We start from the raw sequence: 17472 nt of genomic DNA on the forward strand, positions 1-17472 counted from the left end.
CCGCCGGACAATCATTGACAGGTTCAGGCCCCGCAGCGCTGCGGGGCCTGAACCTCTTTAACACCCCGGTCCACCCCGGACCCGTGGGCCGACCCCCGGGGGCCTTGCCTGCCTTCCCTGGCTTCTCGTCTTGTCTGGCTGCCGTGCGCTCACCCTGGACCATGGCCTGTGGCCCTGGACCGGGCACCCGCGGCTGATGCCTTGCCCGCGCCGGTCCTGCCCGGCTGCGGCTTCTGCCCGGGTGCGGTTTTTGCCCGGCTGTGGTTTCCGCCCGGGGCTGCCGTCCACGGCCGGCAGCCTGGACCCGGGCTCCCACCCCCTGAGGCATCCGTTCACCCCCGGGACCACACCTGGCAACAACCGCCACCACGGTTGGGAACCATCGCAGGGGAGTGCCTCACGGGCCACCTCCGCCACAACGGCTGGGAACCACTGTCGCAGTCCCGGCCACGAGGACTCGTTCCAGGCCGCCGCACTCCGCCCAGGGACCGCCGCCCGCCCCGGACTCCCACCCCTTGTGACATCCGTTCACCCCCTGGACCACACCAGGCAACATCCGCCACGACGGTAGGGAAGCGCGGGAGCCGGAAAACCTCACGGGCCACCTCCGCCACGACGGGGCGGGAAGCACTGTCGCCGTCCCGGCCACGAGGACTCGTTCCAGCCACCGCGCCCCGCCCAGGGCGGCGGCCCGGACCGGCAACTGTCCCGGATCCGTGCTCCTGCCCCCAGGCCAGCGCTTCCCATCATCTGTGAGATTTGCTGACTAGCGAGGCCACATGCGGCAACACCTGTCACCACGGTTGGGAACCATCCCCGGGGAATGTCTCACGGGCCACCTTCGTCACGCCGGCTGGGAACCACGGATGCTGCAGAGTCTCATGGGCCACTACTGCCACGACGGCTGGGAACCGCGGCGGGTGCAGAGCCTCACAGGTATCAACGGCCACGGACGCTGGGAAGATGGGTCGCGCGGAAGCCCGACACGTACCGCCGTCCACAACGTCTTGGGAACCACCGCCACAATAGGTGGTCCGAAGTCCGGAGACAGTGCAGACCTGGATCCCACCACCGGGCACTATCTCTGGTCTTGCACCCCGCCCCAGATTCCCATCCCCTGTGTCATTTGCCGTGCCGCGGGAAATCACAAGGCGTCAAGCGCCACGACAGCTGGGAATCACGACAAGCGCGCACCCCCACGGGTCACACCCGGCACGACGGATGGGAAGCAGGGGCAGGTCAGTGTCCCATGGTTATCTACTGTCACGATGTGTGGGAAGAACGGTCGTGAGTGGGTCCCATAGGCAGAGTGGGCGGGTCCCAAGGGCAACGATGGCAAACTCGGGTGCGAATCACGCGCGTCAGAAGGCTGCTGCCCCAGAGCAGGCTCGCGGGAAGTGGTGAGCTTCACGGCGCTTTGCAGGTCAGGCTCGGCCCGGCGGAGCGGGGAGGCTGCGCTCTGCCTTAGAATTGATAAGGACCCCGTGCGGTCCCTATGACTTTTGCAGGCCTGATCCTGCCAATCACCTACACATACATAGTGACGAGCGACTGCAGTAAATTCCGTTGGTCGGCTCACGACGAGAGGAACTCAGCATGTCCGAGCAGAACAACCGGGAAGATCGGGACAGCCAGGGGCGCCCCCGCGCGAACGATCGTAAGCCCCCGCAGCGCAAGTCCTACAACGACAGGCAGTCCTCTGCCGGGCGTCCGGCTCGTGAAGGTGAACGTAAGCCGTTCAGCAAGGACCGGGGAGACCGTAAGCCGTTCAGCTCTGACCGTCCCTCGCGCGATGGAGAACGTCGTCCCTTCAACTCTGATCGGGGTGAGCGTAAGCCGTTTGCTGGCCGTGACGATCGTAAGCCGTTCAATAGGGATTCCCGGGATCGCAAGCCTTTTGGTGATCGTCCGGCTCGTGATGGTGAGCGTGGTTCCTTCAACTCTGATCGGGGTGAGCGTAAGCCGTTTGCTGGCCGTGACGATCGTAAGCCGTTCAATAGGGATTCCCGGGATCGCAAGCCTTTTGGTGATCGTCCGGCTCGCGACGGTGAGCGTAAGCCCTTTAACTCTGATCGTCCGGCTCGCGACGGTGAGCGTAAGCCCTTTAACTCTGATCGTGGTGAGCGTAAGCCGTTCAGCTCTGACCGTCCTTCGCGTGATGGTGAACGTCGTCCCTTCAACTCTGATCGTGGTGAGCGTAAGCCCTTTAACTCTGATCGTCCGGCTCGTGATGGGGAGCGTAAGCCTTTCAGTAAAGAGGGCGGCTCTCGCAAGCCTTTCAGCAGTGATCGCGGTGAGCGCAAGCCTTTTGGTGATCGTCCGGCCCGCGACGGGGAGCGCAAGCCCTTCCGCAAAGATGATCGTCCGCAGCGGACCAATGATCGTCCGCAGCGCCACAGCGCCGAGGAAGCGCCCGTCACCGAGCGCAAGCACAACGCCCGCGACCTGCGCAGTGCCAACCGCGCCGGCCGTGAACGCTCACCTGAAATCGACGATGACGTCACGGGCCAGGAACTGGACAAGGTCACCCGCGCCCAGCTGCGCAACCTCGAGGAAGTCAACGGTGAATGGGTTTCCAAGCACCTGGTGATGGCCGGCCGCCTGATCGATGCAGATCCCGAGCTCGCCTTCCAGCACGCCCTGGCAGCCAGCCGCCGAGGGGGCCGCCTTGCAGCAGTCCGTGAAGCCGTAGCGCTGACTGCCTATGCAGCAGGAGAGTTCGGTGATGCGCTGCGCGAGTTCCGGACTCACCGCCGAATCAGCGGATCCAGCGAATACCTGGCCATGATGGCGGACTGTGAACGCGGTTTGGGCCGCCCGGACCGCGCGCTGGACCTGGTCCGCTCCGAGGAAGCCGCCGGTCTGGACAACGCCGGCAAGGTTGACATCGCAATCGTTGCCTCCGGCGCCCGGATGGACATGGAGCAGTACGACGCCGCGGTCAGCGCCCTGGAGATTCCGCAGCTGGATAAGAACCGCGCGTTCTCCTACAGCCCGAGGCTCTTCCGCGCCTACGCCGACGCCCTCGAGCTGGCAGGCCGCCGGAACGAGGCAGAGCCGTGGCGCCGCCAGGCACTGCTGGCTGAGAGTGTTCTGGGCATTGGAGAATTCGCTGAGCCGGAAATCATGGATCTTGGAGAGGACGACGAGCCCGCCGGCAAGCCCCGCTTCCGCCGCGACAGCGAGAATGCGGGTCACGACGCCGAAGCGGAGGACCGTTCCGCGAACTACGCCGAGCGCCCCGAAACCGCAGCTAACCCTGCCGACATCGACGCCGAGGACGCCGACGCTCTGCCCACCGATGAGCACGAATCGGTCCTGGGTGCAGAAGAAGCCGAAGCGGACAGCGAGGACGACGACGACGCCCGCCAGAGCGCGGACAGCAATGACTGAGCCGCTGCTGGGGCGTTTCGACGCGGTTTTTGCGGACCTGGACGGAGTGGTCTATGCCGGCCCGCACGCTATCCCCGGAGCGCCGGAGGCGTTGCAGGGTCTGGAGGCTGCCGGCATCAAGCTCGCATACATCACCAACAATGCATCACGTTCCTCGGCAATGGTCGCGGAGCACCTGCGTGAACTTGGGGCACCCGCCACGGCGGTGAATGTTTTCGGCTCGGCGCAGGCCGGGGCGGAGCTGCTGGCCGGACTGGTGCCTGCCGGCAGCAAGGTGCTGGTCACCGGAAGTGCAACGCTGAGGGACCAGGTGCGGGCCCAGGGCATGGTTCCGGTCGACTCGGCCGAGGACAGCCCCGCAGCGGTGATCCAGGGGTTCGACCCCGGGCTCGGCTGGAAGGACCTCGCCGAAGCAGCGTTTGCCGTAGCCGCTGGGGCAGTGTGGGTCGCCACGAACACGGACCTGTCCATACCGCAGGCGCGCGGCATCGCCCCGGGCAACGGCACGCTGGTAGCTGCAGTGACTGCCGCTACCGGGCGGCGTCCAGTGGTAGCCGGCAAGCCGGAAGCGCCGCTGTTTACGACGGCGGCACGCCACCTGGGAGTGGAACGCCCGCTCGTCGTCGGCGACCGGCTGGACACCGACATCCTGGGCGGCACCAACGCCGGTTACGCGACCGCCCTGGTACTCACCGGCGTGGACAGCCCGGCCTCTGCGCTGGCCGCGCGCACCCAGGAGCGGCCCGGCTTCCTCATCCCATCCCTGTCAGCCCTCTACGAGCCGTACCCGGCTTCGCAAGCCGTTGAGGGTGGAGTTAGCTGCGGTTCAGCCACGGCACGGGTCAGTGGAGAAGAAGTGCTCGTCGAGGCACCCGAGGGGGACCTGGACGGGTGGCGCGCTGCGTGCGCCGCGTGGTGGGGAGAACACCCGGAGGCTGTTGAGGCAACGAACCCGCAGGTCCGCTGGACTGTCGGTGCCGGACGCTAGGCTGTGCCCGTGGAAGAAGAGACTGGCGGGGACACCCCAAAACCGGACCTGACCGGGGATCCGGCTGTTGACCAGGTGCTGTCCGGCTTGGCAGACGCCGGCGAAACCCCGGTGGGTGAACATGCGGCGCTCTACGGAGCACTGCATGACGGCCTGCTCGCTGCCCTGAATGAGGAGCCGGGCCGATCCCCGGATCCCGTTCCGGGCGCCGGTTCCGCCTCCGGCCCGCGGCTCCCGTCCGGCGGGGCGCCCGGTCCCGTTCCGCGTCCGGAACAGGGGCACCCCTAGCGTGGCCCGGCTTGACCAGGAACTCGTGACCCGCGGCCTGGCACGTTCGCGCACCCATGCAGCTAAGCTCATCGCGGCTGGCCGCGTACGGCGCGGCCAGACGGTACTCACCAAAGCTTCGTCATCCATCCAGCCGGACGAGCCGCTCAGCGTGGCCGATGACGGCGGACCAGACTACGTCAGCCGTGCCGGGCACAAGCTGGCCGGCGCACTCGCCGCATTTCCGGGCGTCGACCCCGCCGGCCTGCGCTGCCTGGACGCCGGAGCCTCGACCGGAGGCTTCACCGATGTGCTGCTGCGCGCCGGGGCCCGCGAAGTCGCAGCAGTGGACGTAGGGCATGGCCAGCTGGTCGAGTCGCTGCGCGCGGATCCCCGTGTCCGCGTCTTTGAAGGCATGAACGTCCGCTACTTCACGCCGGCGGACATCGGCGGCACCGTGGACCTCACCGTAGCCGACCTGAGTTTCATTTCGCTGACCCTGGTGATCGGGCCGCTGGCAGCTGCCACTCGGCCGGGAGGCAGCCTGCTGTTGATGGCGAAACCCCAGTTCGAGGTGGGCAGGGAGCTGCTGAACCGCACCGGCGTCGTCACCGATCCGGTACGCCACCGGCTTGCCGTGGAGCGGGTGGCCGGTGCGGCATTGGACGCCGGTCTGGAAATAAGCGGAATCGCCCGCAGTCCTTTGCCCGGGCAGAACGGGAATGTGGAATTCTTTATGTGGATGACGGTCCCGGAGGGGACTCCCCATGACACCGCAGAGCGTGCGGCAGCGGCATCGGCACTGGTCCACCGCGTTTTTGGCGGACAGGCCGCGTTTGCGGAGGCGCCGCAGGGCATAGAAGACTGGCGGGACGGCAACACACTTGCTCCGTAACGGGGCAGAACAGGACTGGAAGATGAGCAGACGGATACTGGTGCTCGCGCACACCGGCCGGAAGGCCGCCATGGCTGCGGCCCAGGAAGTCTGCACGCAGCTGCACGCCGCCGGTCTGGTGCCGGTGATGCGGCGTAAGGACCTTGAGGACATCCAGGCCGAATACGGACAGCTCACCGTCCCCACCGAGATTGTCGGAGAAGACGTCCAGCTTGGCGATGTTGACCTCGGCATGGTGCTGGGCGGCGACGGTACCATCCTGCGTGCCGCGGAACTGGTGCGCGACACCGAAGTCCCGCTGCTTGGCGTGAACCTGGGCCACGTTGGCTTCCTGGCCGAAAGTGAACGCGAAGATCTGGAAAAGACCGTGGGCTGGGTTGTGGACCGTGCCTACACGGTAGAGGAACGCCTCACCATCGACGTGAAGGTCTGGCTGGACAGCACGCTGCTCGCCCACACCTGGGCCCTGAACGAAGCCGCAGTCGAGAAGGCCGACCGCCAGCGCATGCTGGAAGTAGTCATGGAGGTGGACGGCCGCCCCATTTCATCCTTCGGCTGCGACGGCGTTGTCATGGCCACCCCTACAGGTTCCACCGCGTACGCCTTCTCCGCCGGGGGACCGGTGGTCTGGCCCGAGGTGGAGGCACTGCTGATCACCCCGATCAGCGCCCACGCCGTGTTCTCCAGGCCCCTCGTGGTGGCCCCGGACTCGATCCTGGCGGTGGAGATCCTGACCCGGAACGCCGCCTACGGACTGCTCTGGTGCGACGGCCGGCGCAGCCTGGACCTGCCCCCGGGCGCCCGGGTGGAAGTCACCCGGTCCACGATGCCCGTCCGGCTTGCCCGAACCCACCAGACACCATTCTCCGAACGCCTGGTCCGCAAGTTCCAGCTGCCCACCCAGGGCTGGCGCGGACCTGCAAACCACCCCGCAGACGCAGCCGAGAGCGGAGGAGTGCTCCCATGATCGAAGAAATCCGCATCCGGGACCTGGGCGTCATCACCGATGCGACGCTGACGCTGGGTTCCGGTTTTACCGTGGTCACCGGTGAGACCGGCGCGGGAAAGACCATGGTCATCACCGCCCTCGGGCTGCTGCTGGGTGCCCGCTCGGACGCCGGTGCGGTCCGCACGGGCGCCAAGTCCGCCCTGGCCGAAGCCGTGGTGCGGCTCTCGCCGGACAGCCCTGCCGTTGTCCGCGCTGCGGACGCTGGTGCGGAGCTGGAAGAGTACGACGGCGGCACTGAACTGCTCGTGGCGCGCACCGTCAACGCCGACGGCCGCAGCCGTGCACACCTGGGCGGACGATCCGCTCCGGTGGGCGTACTGGCAGAGGTGGGCAGCCACCTGGTGGCCGTCCACGGACAGACTGACCAGCTGCGGCTCAAGAGCACCACCGCCCAGCGGGAAGCCCTGGACAAATACGCCGGGGAAACCCTGAACGCGGCCATGAGCGCCTACCGGCAGGGCTACGACCGGTGGCGATCCGCGGCCGCGGAGCTGACTGAGCTGCGGGAGACCGCCCGGGAACGCCTGCGCGAAGCCGAATACCTTGCCGCGTCGCTGGAGGAGATAGACGCCGCCGCCCCCGAACCGGCCGAGGACGAGAACCTGAAGACCGAGGCCATGCGCCTGGGCAACATCGAAGAACTGCGCACCGCCTCGGTTGGTGCCCACGCCGCGCTGGTTGCCGGGGATTTCTCCGACGGATCGGACGCCACCTCGCTGGTGGACGCGGCCAAGCGCCAGCTGGAACTGGCCGGTGAACACGACCCTGCACTGGCTGCTGCAGCCGGTCGGCTCGCCGAGGTGGGCTACATCCTCGCGGACATCGCCGCTGAACTCTCCAGCTACAGCGCGTCACTGGATTCAGACGGCCCCGGCCGGCTCGCCGAGGTGGAAGCCCGGAGGGCTGAGCTTGCCACTCTGGTGCGGAAGTACGCTCCCAGCATCGATGAGGTTCTGGAATGGGCCGAGACCAGCCGGGCCCGCCTGGCCGATCTGGGGGACGACGGCAACCGCATCGAATCCCTGGAGGCCGAACTGGCCGAGCTTGAAGCCAGGCTGCGGGACGAGGCAGAGGGCCTGAGCAAGCTGCGCACCGAAGCCGCCGCCGAATTGGGGGAGCGCGTCAGCGCAGAGCTGACCGCCCTGGCCATGCCGGATGCACGGCTCGTGATCAACGTCGAGCCCACCGGTGAGCTTGGTCCGTACGGCGCCGATGCCATTGAGTTCCTGCTCGCGCCGCACCCCGGCGCCCCGCCCCGCCCGCTGGGCAAGGGTGCCTCCGGCGGCGAACTCTCCCGGGTCATGCTCGCCATTGAGGTGGTGCTGGCAGAGGTGGACCCGGTGCCGACCTTCGTCTTCGACGAGGTGGATGCCGGCGTCGGCGGCAAGGCGGCCATTGAAATCGGGCGCCGCCTGGCGATGCTCGCCCGGCACGTCCAGGTGATTGTGGTCACCCACCTGCCCCAGGTGGCGGCCTTCGCGGGCCACCATATCCGCGTGATTAAAACCTCTTCCTCCGCAGGCGACGGAACCGGCGTAACCGCCAGCGACGTCGTCGTGCTGGACCGCGAAGCCCGGATCAGGGAACTGGCCCGGATGCTTGCGGGCCACGAGGACTCGGAGTCGGCCCGCGCCCACGCCGAGGAACTGCTGGCGACGGCTGCCGTCCCCGGTGAGTAATACCCCAACCAACAAAAGGTGATAGGCTCGAATTCCGTGGTGCAGCGATCAAATTCCAGGTTTCCCAAGTCGTCTTCTACGACCAAACACATCTTCGTCACCGGCGGTGTGGCTTCTTCCCTCGGTAAGGGACTGACGGCTTCCAGCCTCGGCCACCTGCTTCGGGCACGAGGCCTCTCGGTGACCATGCAGAAGCTCGATCCCTACTTGAATGTGGATCCGGGCACAATGAACCCTTTCCAGCACGGCGAAGTCTTCGTGACCGACGACGGCGCTGAGACGGACCTCGACATCGGCCACTACGAGCGCTTCCTCGACGAGAGCCTCGACGGGTCCGCCAACGTGACCACCGGACAGGTGTACTCCACCGTCATCGCCAAGGAACGCCGCGGCGAATACCTCGGTGACACAGTCCAGGTCATTCCGCACATCACCGACGAGATCAAGCGCCGGATGCGCCTGCCCTCCGAGGCAAAGAAGGCTCCGGACGTCATCATCACCGAAATCGGCGGCACTGTCGGCGACATCGAGTCCCAGCCGTTCCTCGAAGCGGCCCGACAGGTCCGCCAGGACGTCGGGCGCAACAACGTCTTCTTCCTGCATGTTTCCCTGGTGCCGTACATCGGCCCGTCCCAGGAACTGAAGACCAAGCCGACCCAGCACTCGGTGGCAGCCCTGCGCTCCATCGGCATCCAGCCGGACGCGATCGTCATCCGCTCCGACCGGCCCGTGCCGGACTCCATGCGGGACAAGATAGGCCGCATGTGCGACGTCGACGTCGATGCCGTTATCGGCTGCCCGGACGCTCCGAGCATCTATGACATCCCCAAGACTCTGCACTCCCAGAACCTGGACGCGTACATCGTCCAGCACCTGGGACTGAAGTTTAAGGACGTCGACTGGACCAAGTGGGACCGCCTGCTCGAGGCCGTCCACAACCCGAAGCACCACCTTGAGGTGGCACTGGTTGGCAAGTACATCGACCTGCCGGACGCCTACCTCTCGGTGACCGAGGCCCTGCGTGCCGGCGGCTTCGCCAACAACACCAAGGTCAAGATCCGCTGGGTCCCCTCCGATGACTGCGCTACCGAAGAGGGTGCCCGCAAGGCGCTCGACGGCGTGGACGCCATCTGCGTTCCCGGCGGCTTCGGCATCCGCGGCCTCGAAGGCAAGCTGGGTGCACTGAAGTTTGCCCGCGAGAACAAGATGCCGACCCTGGGCCTGTGCCTTGGTCTGCAGAGCATGGTCATCGAATACGCCCGCAACGTAGTTGGCCTGGAAGGCGCATCCTCGAGCGAATTCGAGCCGGACACCAAGTACCCGGTGATCGCGACCATGGCCGAGCAGAAGGACATCGTTGCAGGCCAAGGCGACATGGGCGGCACCATGCGCCTGGGTCTCTGGGACGCCAAGCTGGACGAGGGCTCGGTAGTGGCCAAGACTTACGGCAGAACCGCCGTCGCCGAACGCCACCGCCACCGCTACGAAGTCAACAACGCCTACCGCGAACAGATCGCCGAAGCCGGCCTGGTCTTCTCCGGTACCTCTCCGGACGGCCAGCTGGTGGAGTATGTCGAACTGCCTGAGGAGGTCCACCCGTACTACGTCTCCACCCAGGCGCACCCGGAACTGAGCTCCCGGCCCACCCGGCCGCACCCGTTGTTCGCCGGCCTGATCAAGGCCGCGCTGGCACACCAGGGCGCGGAGGCATAAGGCCATGAGCAAGGACTGGGGGCTCGCCGATGAACAAAGTCCGCGACGGCTGCTTGAATCATCCGTGGTTTACAGCGGTCCCATTTGGGATGTGTTGAGCGAAAAGTTCACCCTGACCGACGGCGGCGAGCCCCTGGTCCGCGACTTCATCCGGCACCCCGGTGCCGTGGCCATCCTGGCCATGAATGAGCAGGGTCAAATCCTGCTCATCAACCAGTACCGGCATCCCGTGCGCATGACGCTGTGGGAAATCCCGGCCGGCCTTCTGGACGTTGAAGGCGAGGACTACCTCACCGCCGCTGTCCGTGAGCTGGCTGAGGAAGCGGACCTGGTGGCAGAGGACTGGAACGTCCTGACTGATCTGTTCCTTTCCCCCGGATCCTCGCGTGAAGAGCTGCGTATTTACCTGGCACGGAGCCTGCACCAAATTCCCGAAGCAGACCGTCACGAACGCTTCCATGAGGAAGCGGAAATCAAAATGATGTGGGTGGACCTCGACGACGCCGTCACAGCCGTGCTGGAAGGGCGGATCCACAGCCCCTCCGCGGCAGCGGCAGTCCTCGCGGCTGCTGCGGCGCGCAATACCGGTTACACCGGCCTGCGTCCGGGCGACGCACCGTGGCCGGAACACCATTCGGAGCATCACGCCTGGCCCAACGGTTCCGTCCGCTAGGGGAACCAATGCCGTCAAACGTTCCTCCATCCAGTGCCGGAACGGACGGCGCCAACGCCGTGCCGCGGCACAATGACACCATAAAGCTGGATCTTGCCGGCCAGCTGAACCCCACACTGGTCCTTGACCGGGACGGCATCGCGTCCCAGGCGCAGGTGGAAACGCCGAAGGCTGCCGTGCCGGCCGCCCGGAGCTCCCGGTCCGCGGAGGAGGAACTCCGTTCCACCGCCGTCGGCCGTGCCATCGGAGCGTATCTGCAGCACATGGCCGTGGAGCGCGGGCTGGCCCGCAACACCGTCGACGCCTACCGCCGCGACCTGCTGCGCTATGCGCGCTTCCTCTCCTCCGGCGGGCGCACCGCCATTCCCGATATCACCCGGCACGACGTCACTGCCTTTGCCCGGTCCATCGCGGAGGGGTCCGACGGCGCCTCCGCCCTCAGCGTGCGCTCCGCCGCCCGGACCATCGTCGCCGTGCGCGGACTGCACAAGTTCTGGGCACTGGAAGGACTGACGGCACAGGATCCGGCAGCAGACGTGCATCCGCCGCTTCCGGGCAAGCGCCTGCCCAAGGCCATCAGCGTGGACGAGGTGACGCGCATCCTGGAAGCCGTTCCGCTGGATACCCCCACCGGTCTGCGGGACCGGGCCCTGCTGGAGTTCCTCTACTCCACCGGCGCACGCATCAGCGAAGCGGTGGGCCTGGACATCGACGATCTCTCCCTCGAACGCATCCCGGCCAACGGCCCCGACGTCGTCCGCCTGTTCGGCAAAGGATCAAAGGAGCGCCTGGTGCCACTCGGCTCCTACGCTGCGCGGGCACTGGATGAGTACCTCGTGCGCGGCCGGCCGGGTGCAGCGGCCAAGGGGAAAGGCACCCCGGCGCTGTTCCTCAATGCGCGGGGCGGGCGGCTGAGCCGGCAGAGCGCCTGGACGATCCTCAAGACCGCAGCGGACCGGGCGAAAATAGACAGGGATGTTTCCCCGCACACCCTGCGCCATTCCTTCGCCACCCACCTGCTGGAGGGCGGCGCGGACGTGCGCGTAGTCCAGGAGCTGCTCGGGCACGCCTCGGTCACTACAACCCAGGTGTACACGCTGGTTACGGCCGACACGCTGCGGGAGGTCTACGCCGCAGCCCATCCGCGGGCACTGTGAAACCGGCAGGCCGGGCACCGCGCGCCACCCCGGTGGTGCTGTGCTTCCTCATGCGCGAAAGCCCCAACGGTGCGCAGGAAGTACTGCTTGGCCTAAAAAAGACCGGATTCGGTGTTGGACGCATTGTCACGCTCGGCGGGCATGTGGAGCCGGGGGAGAGCCCCGAACAGGCTGCGGTCCGGGAGGTCTTCGAGGAATCAGGGGTCACGATGGCCGAAGCCGATCTTGAACCGGCCGGGACCATCGAATTCGTTTTTCCCTCAAAGCCCGAATGGGATATGTCCACCGTTGTCTATCGCAGCTGGAACTGGCAGGGCGAGCCTGCGCCGTCGTCGGAAATCGATCCCGCCTGGTACGCGGCGGACGCGATTCCGTACCCGCAGATGTGGGAGGACTCTGCGCACTGGCTGCCGCGGGTGCTCGACGGCGACTACGTCGCTGCCGTCATCACCCTGGCGCCGGACAACGAGTGCGTGGCCAGCGTGGTGTTTTCCTCCACCTGAGCTGGCAGGGGACCGTTGGTCAGGTTCTCTCGGTGCCCGTTTGCGACGGAAAAAGCGGACGGCACGTGGTGCACGCCAAAGCTGGTTCGGCCTCCGGAGCCAGAGCCTGCCGCTCTAGTTTGAGCCGCGACCACAGCGCCCAGCCCAGAACGGCAAGGGACAGCAGAGCAAACGCGGGCGAAATCAGGCCGGTCAGCACTCCCGGCCGGCGGCTTGTTCGTGCCTGCTCTCAATGGTCATGGTGGTTCCCTCCAGCGGCCGCTAGGACGCCTGCGCTGCCACCTTGGCGCGGACGTCATCCATGTCCAGGTCCTCGACCGCGGTAATGAGCTGTTCCAGGCCTGCTGCGTTCATCGCCCCGGCCTGGGAGAACACCAGGATGCCGTCCCGGAAGGCCATTAGGGTGGGAATGGAGGTGATTCCCGCAGCCCGGGAGAGGCCCTCCTCTGCTTCGGTATCGACCTTGGCGAAGACAACCTCCGGATGCTGGGCTGCCGCCTTGTCGAAGACCGGCGCGAACATCCGGCACGGCCCGCACCAGGCAGCCCAGAAGTCGACGAGCACAATGCCGCTGACCGAGACGGTTTCGGTGAAGTCTTTTTCGGTGATATTGATTGGAGCCATGATGTCAGCATATACCCCCGGGGGTATACTCGACAAGAGGCACCAGGCCTTCGGCCGGAGGCGGCGTGCCGGTCCCCTTCACGGACCAATGCCCGCCGCAGGAGGAAGCTGCGGCGGGCATTGGTCTGTGAAGGAGCTGGACTGTCTAAGCCACGTGCCGCTCCTCCGGTCCGTTGTATTCGCTCAGCGGGCGGATCAGCGAGTTGGCTTCCAGCTGTTCCATGATGTGCGCGGTCCAGCCGGGGATCCGTGCCGCGACGAACAGCGGCGTGAACGTGGGCGTGTCAAAGCCCATCAGGTGGTAGACCGGCCCGGCCGGATAATCCAAATTCGGCAGGATGTTCTTCCGCTCCGCCATGGCCGTTTCCAGAGCAGTGTAGAGCTCGCCCAGGTCCGGACGGTCGTAGTGCTTGATCATGGCATCCAGCGACGCCTTCATGGTGGGGACCCGGGAATCGCCGTTCTTGTAGACCCGGTGGCCGAAGCCCATGATCTTCTTCTTCCCGGACAGCGCCTCGTCCAGCCATGCGGCGGCATTGGCAGCCGCTTCCGAGTCTTCCGCGGTGGCGGCCGTGATCTCCTCGAAGGTGTGCATCACTGCCTCGTTGGCGCCGCCGTGAAGCGGGCCCTTCAGCGCACCGATGGCTCCGGTGACTGCCGAGTGCAGGTCCGCCAGCGTGGAAGTGATGACCCGCGCCGTGAACGTGGAGGCGTTGAAGGAATGCTCCGCGTACAGGATCATCGAGACGTTGAAGGCGTCCACGACCTCGGGGGCGGCTTCCTCCCCGAAGGTCATCCAGAGGAAGTTGGCCGAGTAGCCCAGGTCTTCCCGGGGCTCCACGAGTTCCTGTCCGCGCCGGCGCCGCTGGTCGTAGGCAACGACGGCAGGCATGGCGGCGAAGAGGCTGACGGACTTGGCGAGGTTGGCCTCGGCACTGGAGTCATTGGCTGCCTCGTGCTGGGCGCCCAGCACCGAGGCAGCCGTGCGGCAGACATCCATCGGATGGCAGGTCAGCGGCAGCGCATCGATCACTGCCTTGAGCTCCGGAGTCAGGGCCCGCTGGGAGCGCTCGGCATCGGTAAACACCGCGAGTTCCCCGGCCGTGGGCAGCTCCCCGTTCCAGAGCAGGTAGGCAACCTCCTCGAACGAGCACTTGGCCGCCAGTTCCTGGACAGGGTAGCCGCGGTAGAGCAGTGAGTTCGTTTCAGGGTTGACCTTGGAGATGCGGGTGGTGTCCACCAGCACTCCGGCCAGGCCCTTGTGAATCGTGGTGTCGGTCATGTTCGGACTCCTTCGTCGTGGTGCGCAGGTCAGTGGTGGTGCTGTGCGTTCCTGTGGCTTTCCTGTGTGCGTGTGCCGGAATTGAGCGGGCCGGGTCAGGCCGGGGTGCCGGGGACCTGGAAATTGAATACCGAAGTATCGAAGCGGTTATACGCCTCATAATCCACCAGATCGTACAGGCGTGCACGTGTGAGCATGCTGGGAACGCTGGCGGACTGGGTGCCGTCGGCCTTGATGGTCTCCAGTGTCCGCTCGGCAGCGCCCATGGCACTGCGCAGCAGCGTCACCGGGTAGATGACCATGTTCACGCCCACGGATGCGAGCTGGTCATAGGTGAACAGCTCGCTCTTTCCGAACTCTGTCATGTTGGCCAGGATTGGCACGTCGACTGCGGCACGGATGGCGGCGAATTCCTCCACCGTCTTCATGGCCTCAGGGAAGATGGCGTCAGCGCCGGCCTCGACCAGGGCGCGTGCCCGGTCCTGTGCCGCTTCCAGACCTTCGACGGCGCGGATGTCCGTGCGCGCCATGATGAGGAAGTTCGGATCCCGGCGGGCGTCGGCGGCCGCGCGGATCCGCTTGGTGGCGGTGTCCAGGTCCACCACGTTCTTGCCGTCCAGGTGCCCGCAGCGCTTGGGGTTGAACTGGTCCTCGATATGGCAGCCGGCCAGGCCGGCGTTCTCGAGTTCCTGGATGGTGCGGGCTACGTTCATCGGTTCGCCGAAGCCGGTGTCGGCGTCGACAATCGCCGGCAGGTCCGTCATCCGCGCGATCTGGCCGGCGCGGGCGGCAACCTCCGTGAGCGTGGTCAGCCCGATGTCCGGCAGGCCCAGGTCATTGGCCAGGACGGCGCCGGAAATGTAGACGCCGTCGAAGCCCTTTTCCTCAATCAGCCGTGCCGAAAGCGGGTTGAACGCACCCGGGTACTGCTGGAGGGTGCCGGAAGCCAGGCCTTCGCGCATAGCGATGCGCTTCTGCTCCGGGGTGGTGGCGGAATACAGCATTTAGAACAGTCCCTTCGGTGCGGCCGCCGGGTTGATGACGCCGGCAGCGGCGGTGATGTTGAGCTGGCCGAGTTCCCCGGCGGCGAGTTCGGGCAGGCGTTCTGCGGCCGCGATGAAGCGGTCCATTTCCTCTTCCGTGACCAGGCCCGCGGCCAGGGTGCGGAACTTGTGAATGTAGTCGGCGCGCACGAACGGCCGGGCACCCAGCGGGTGGGCGTCGGCGACTGCAATCTCATCGGTGATGACGGTGCCGTCGGCCAGGGTGATGTCCACGCGTCCGCCGAATGCCTTCTCCGCGATGTCCATGGAGTGGTAGCGGCGGGTCCACTCCGGATCCTCCACCGTGGTGACCTTGTGCCAGAGCGCCACGGTGTCCGGGCGGCCGGCGCGTTCGGGCGCGTAGGAGTCAACGTGGTGCCAGGCGCCGTCCTGGAGGGCGACGGTGAAGATGTACGGAATCGAGTGGTCCAGGGTTTCGCGCGAAGCCGTGGGATCGTACTTCTGCGGATCGTTGGCGCCGGAGCCGATCACGTAGTGGGTGTGGTGCGAGGTGGAGATCAGCACGGAGGCTACGTTGGCCGGGTCGGCCGCCTCGGGGTGCTCGCGGTGGATCTTCCGGGCCAGGTCGATCCAGGCCTGGGCCTGGTACTCCGCGGAGTGCTCCTTGGTGTAGGTGTCCAGGATGGCGCGCTTCGCTTCACCCGGAGCCGGCAGCGGCACCTGGTAGGCGGCATCCGGCCCGTCCAGCAGCCAGGCGATCACGCCGTCTTCACCTTCGTAGATGGGGGTGGGGGAGGTTTGTCCGCGCATGGCACGGTCTACGGCCTCAACGGCCATCTTCCCGGCGAAGGCAGGTGCGTGTGCCTTCCAGGTGGAGATTTCGCCCTTGCGGGACTGACGGGTTGCGGTGGTGGTGTGCAGTGCCTGGCCCACGGCCTGGAAGATGGTCTCGGTGTCCAGCCCCAGCAGGGTGCCGATCCCGGCTGCCGCGGACGGGCCGAGGTGCGCAACGTGGTCGATCTTGTGCTTGTGGAGGCAGATGGCCTTGGCCAGGTCAACCTGGATTTCGTAGCCGGTGGCGATGCCGCGCAGCAGGTCCGCTCCGGAGGCGCCGGTGTGCTGGGCTGCGGCGAGGATCGGGGGAATGTTGTCCCCGGGGTGCGAGTACTCGGCGGCAAGGAACGTGTCATGGTAGTCGAGTTCACGGACGGCCACGCCGTTGGCCCAGGCCGCCCACTCCGGGGAGGTCCTTTCCTGCACGCCGAAGACCGACGCTCCGGATCCGCCGGACGACGGGGCAAAGGAGAGTGCCTGCGCCCGGGCAGCAACGATCGGTCCGCGGTTCAGGGAGGCCACTGCCACTGAGGCGTTGTCGATGATGCGGTTGATGACCATGTCCGCGACGTCCTCGGTGACGTGCACAGGGTCTGCGGCAACAGCGGCGATCTTCCAGGCCAGCTGCTCCTCGCGGGGCAGGTTTTCCTCACTGCGGTAGACACGTACGTTCTGCTTTTTCAAGGCGCGGTCCTCTCGGGTGGTTCGGCTCAGGGGTGGTTGACGGTGGTGAAGTGTTCGAGGCTCTTATGCAGATGGACCTTGGTGGCGGCCGCTGCGAGGGCAGGATCCCCAGCTGCAATGGCCGCAGCGATCGTTGCGTGTTCGGCGGCGGTTTCGCGCAGCCTTGCCGGGTTGTCCTTGGCCAGCCGGCGTACCCGTGCAAGGTGCAGCCGCACATTGACCAGGGCCTGCGCGAGGTAGGGGTTGGCGGCGGCTTCGTCGATGTCGGCATCCAGCCGGGCTACAAGGGCGTAGTACCCCCGCCGCGCAGGGTCTTCGCACGGGTCAGCATCCAGCCGCGCCGCGGCGTCCTGGAAGTCGGTCCGGAGCGCGCGGAAGATGTCGGGCCGGCCCCTCACGGCCGCCAGGGAGGCTGCCTGGCACTCCAGCGCCTGGCGCAGTTCGAAGAGCGCGCCTACTGTTTCAGCGGAGATGGGGGTGACGACGACGCCGCGGCCGTTGTGCGGTGCGGTGAGTCCGTCTGCGGTGAGCCGCGCGAGGGCCTCGCGCAGCGGCGTGCGGGAAACGCCCAGCCGCTGGGACTGTTCGACCTCGCCCAGTACAGTTCCCGGAGGCAGCCGCCACTCGACGATGTCCTCGCGCAGCATGGCGTAGGCCCTGTCGCTGGCCCGCATGGTTGCCCTTCCCACGATCTCTCTTGCTCGCATCAGTGTATACATAGAACGTCTCATCGTGAAGCAGATCTCACATTTGCCCCGGCACGTCGA

16 protein-coding genes are annotated in these 17472 nt (G+C 66.6%); 10 read left to right on the forward strand and 6 right to left on the reverse strand.

Translation table 11 applies throughout. The features are described from left to right. Positions 1 to 1575: 1575 nt before the first annotated feature. On the reverse strand, positions 1576 to 2433 hold the full coding sequence (locus ITX31_RS11815; RefSeq protein WP_194783651.1) for a hypothetical protein: 858 nt from the start codon (positions 2431 to 2433) through the stop codon (positions 1576 to 1578). Between the two features lie 156 nt (positions 2434 to 2589). Between ITX31_RS11815 and ITX31_RS11820 the strand changes: the two genes are divergently transcribed. Genes ITX31_RS11820 through ITX31_RS11865 form a run of 10 tightly spaced genes read left to right on the forward strand, consistent with a single transcriptional unit; the run spans position 2590 to position 12277 of the window. Then, a complete protein-coding gene (locus ITX31_RS11820; protein WP_194783652.1) occupies positions 2590 to 3393 on the forward strand; it encodes a hypothetical protein in 804 nt (267 codons plus the stop codon). Then, on the forward strand, positions 3386 to 4381 hold the full coding sequence (locus ITX31_RS11825) for an HAD-IIA family hydrolase (RefSeq protein WP_194783653.1): 996 nt from the start codon (positions 3386 to 3388) through the stop codon (positions 4379 to 4381). The genes ITX31_RS11820 and ITX31_RS11825 overlap by 8 nt, the downstream gene beginning before the upstream one ends. Before the next feature lie 9 nt (positions 4382 to 4390). Continuing rightward, the gene (locus ITX31_RS11830; RefSeq protein WP_194783654.1) at positions 4391 to 4669 is read left to right on the forward strand and encodes a hypothetical protein; all 279 of its coding nucleotides are present in this window, start codon (positions 4391 to 4393) and stop codon (positions 4667 to 4669) included. Between the two features lies 1 nt (position 4670). Then, complete coding sequence (locus ITX31_RS11835) at positions 4671 to 5543, forward strand: TlyA family RNA methyltransferase (RefSeq protein WP_194783655.1); 873 nt, start codon at positions 4671 to 4673, stop codon at positions 5541 to 5543. A 22-nt stretch (positions 5544 to 5565) separates the two neighbouring features. After that, positions 5566 to 6510: an NAD kinase gene (locus ITX31_RS11840; RefSeq protein WP_194783656.1), complete on the forward strand. Its 945-nt coding sequence runs from the start codon at positions 5566 to 5568 to the stop codon at positions 6508 to 6510. Further along, positions 6507 to 8231 (forward strand): DNA repair protein RecN, encoded by a 1725-nt coding sequence (gene recN, locus ITX31_RS11845; RefSeq protein ID WP_194783657.1) that lies wholly within the window; start codon positions 6507 to 6509, stop codon positions 8229 to 8231. The genes ITX31_RS11840 and recN overlap by 4 nt, the downstream gene beginning before the upstream one ends. Before the next feature lie 18 nt (positions 8232 to 8249). Continuing rightward, entirely contained in the window at positions 8250 to 9944 is a 1695-nt protein-coding gene (locus tag ITX31_RS11850) for a CTP synthase (protein WP_194783658.1), read from the forward strand. 4 nt (positions 9945 to 9948) lie between these two features. Further along, on the forward strand, positions 9949 to 10617 hold the full coding sequence (locus ITX31_RS11855) for an NUDIX domain-containing protein (protein WP_194783659.1): 669 nt from the start codon (positions 9949 to 9951) through the stop codon (positions 10615 to 10617). 8 nt (positions 10618 to 10625) lie between these two features. Beyond that, positions 10626 to 11774, forward strand: a complete 1149-nt coding sequence (gene xerD / locus ITX31_RS11860) for a site-specific tyrosine recombinase XerD (RefSeq protein WP_228529321.1) — start codon at positions 10626 to 10628, stop codon at positions 11772 to 11774. Positions 11775 to 11809: 35 nt separating this feature from the next. Further along, complete coding sequence (locus ITX31_RS11865; RefSeq protein ID WP_323745710.1) at positions 11810 to 12277, forward strand: 8-oxo-dGTP diphosphatase; 468 nt, start codon at positions 11810 to 11812, stop codon at positions 12275 to 12277. Between the two features lie 261 nt (positions 12278 to 12538). Here ITX31_RS11865 and trxA read toward each other — a convergent pair whose 3' ends face one another. The 5 genes from trxA to ITX31_RS11890 all read right to left on the reverse strand — a co-directional run bounded on the left by trxA (position 12539) and on the right by ITX31_RS11890 (position 17379). Then, positions 12539 to 12901, reverse strand: a complete 363-nt coding sequence (gene trxA, locus ITX31_RS11870) for a thioredoxin (RefSeq protein ID WP_194783660.1) — start codon at positions 12899 to 12901, stop codon at positions 12539 to 12541. Between the two features lie 145 nt (positions 12902 to 13046). Beyond that, positions 13047 to 14183: a bifunctional 2-methylcitrate synthase/citrate synthase gene (locus ITX31_RS11875; protein ID WP_194783661.1), complete on the reverse strand. Its 1137-nt coding sequence runs from the start codon at positions 14181 to 14183 to the stop codon at positions 13047 to 13049. A gap of 95 nt (positions 14184 to 14278) precedes the next feature. Further along, positions 14279 to 15187: a methylisocitrate lyase gene (prpB, locus tag ITX31_RS11880; RefSeq protein ID WP_194783662.1), complete on the reverse strand. Its 909-nt coding sequence runs from the start codon at positions 15185 to 15187 to the stop codon at positions 14279 to 14281. Next, positions 15188 to 16705: an MmgE/PrpD family protein gene (locus ITX31_RS11885; RefSeq protein WP_194783663.1), complete on the reverse strand. Its 1518-nt coding sequence runs from the start codon at positions 16703 to 16705 to the stop codon at positions 15188 to 15190. 26 nt (positions 16706 to 16731) lie between these two features. Beyond that, positions 16732 to 17379 (reverse strand): GntR family transcriptional regulator, encoded by a 648-nt coding sequence (locus tag ITX31_RS11890; protein ID WP_194784273.1) that lies wholly within the window; start codon positions 17377 to 17379, stop codon positions 16732 to 16734. Positions 17380 to 17472 lie beyond the last annotated feature (93 nt).

Source organism: Arthrobacter gandavensis (assembly GCF_015355785.1).
Lineage (GTDB): Bacteria > Actinomycetota > Actinomycetes > Actinomycetales > Micrococcaceae > Arthrobacter_B > Arthrobacter_B gandavensis_A.

Bases quoted from the DNA above. Each gene is read 5' to 3' on its own strand.
- ITX31_RS11820 (WP_194783652.1), top strand. From the start codon at position 2,590: ATGGCCGGCCGCCTGATCGATGCAGATCCCGAGCTCGCCTTCCAGCAC.
- ITX31_RS11825 (WP_194783653.1), top strand. From the start codon at position 3,386: ATGACTGAGCCGCTGCTGGGGCGTTTCGACGCGGTTTTTGCGGACCTG.
- ITX31_RS11840 (WP_194783656.1), top strand. From the start codon at position 5,566: ATGAGCAGACGGATACTGGTGCTCGCGCACACCGGCCGGAAGGCCGCC.
- recN (WP_194783657.1), top strand. From the start codon at position 6,507: ATGATCGAAGAAATCCGCATCCGGGACCTGGGCGTCATCACCGATGCG.
- ITX31_RS11855 (WP_194783659.1), top strand. From the start codon at position 9,949: ATGAGCAAGGACTGGGGGCTCGCCGATGAACAAAGTCCGCGACGGCTG.
- xerD (WP_228529321.1), top strand. From the start codon at position 10,626: ATGCCGTCAAACGTTCCTCCATCCAGTGCCGGAACGGACGGCGCCAAC.
- trxA (WP_194783660.1), bottom strand. From the start codon at position 12,901: ATGGCTCCAATCAATATCACCGAAAAAGACTTCACCGAAACCGTCTCG.
- ITX31_RS11875 (WP_194783661.1), bottom strand. From the start codon at position 14,183: ATGACCGACACCACGATTCACAAGGGCCTGGCCGGAGTGCTGGTGGAC.
- prpB (WP_194783662.1), bottom strand. From the start codon at position 15,187: ATGCTGTATTCCGCCACCACCCCGGAGCAGAAGCGCATCGCTATGCGC.
- ITX31_RS11890 (WP_194784273.1), bottom strand. From the start codon at position 17,379: ATGCGGGCCAGCGACAGGGCCTACGCCATGCTGCGCGAGGACATCGTC.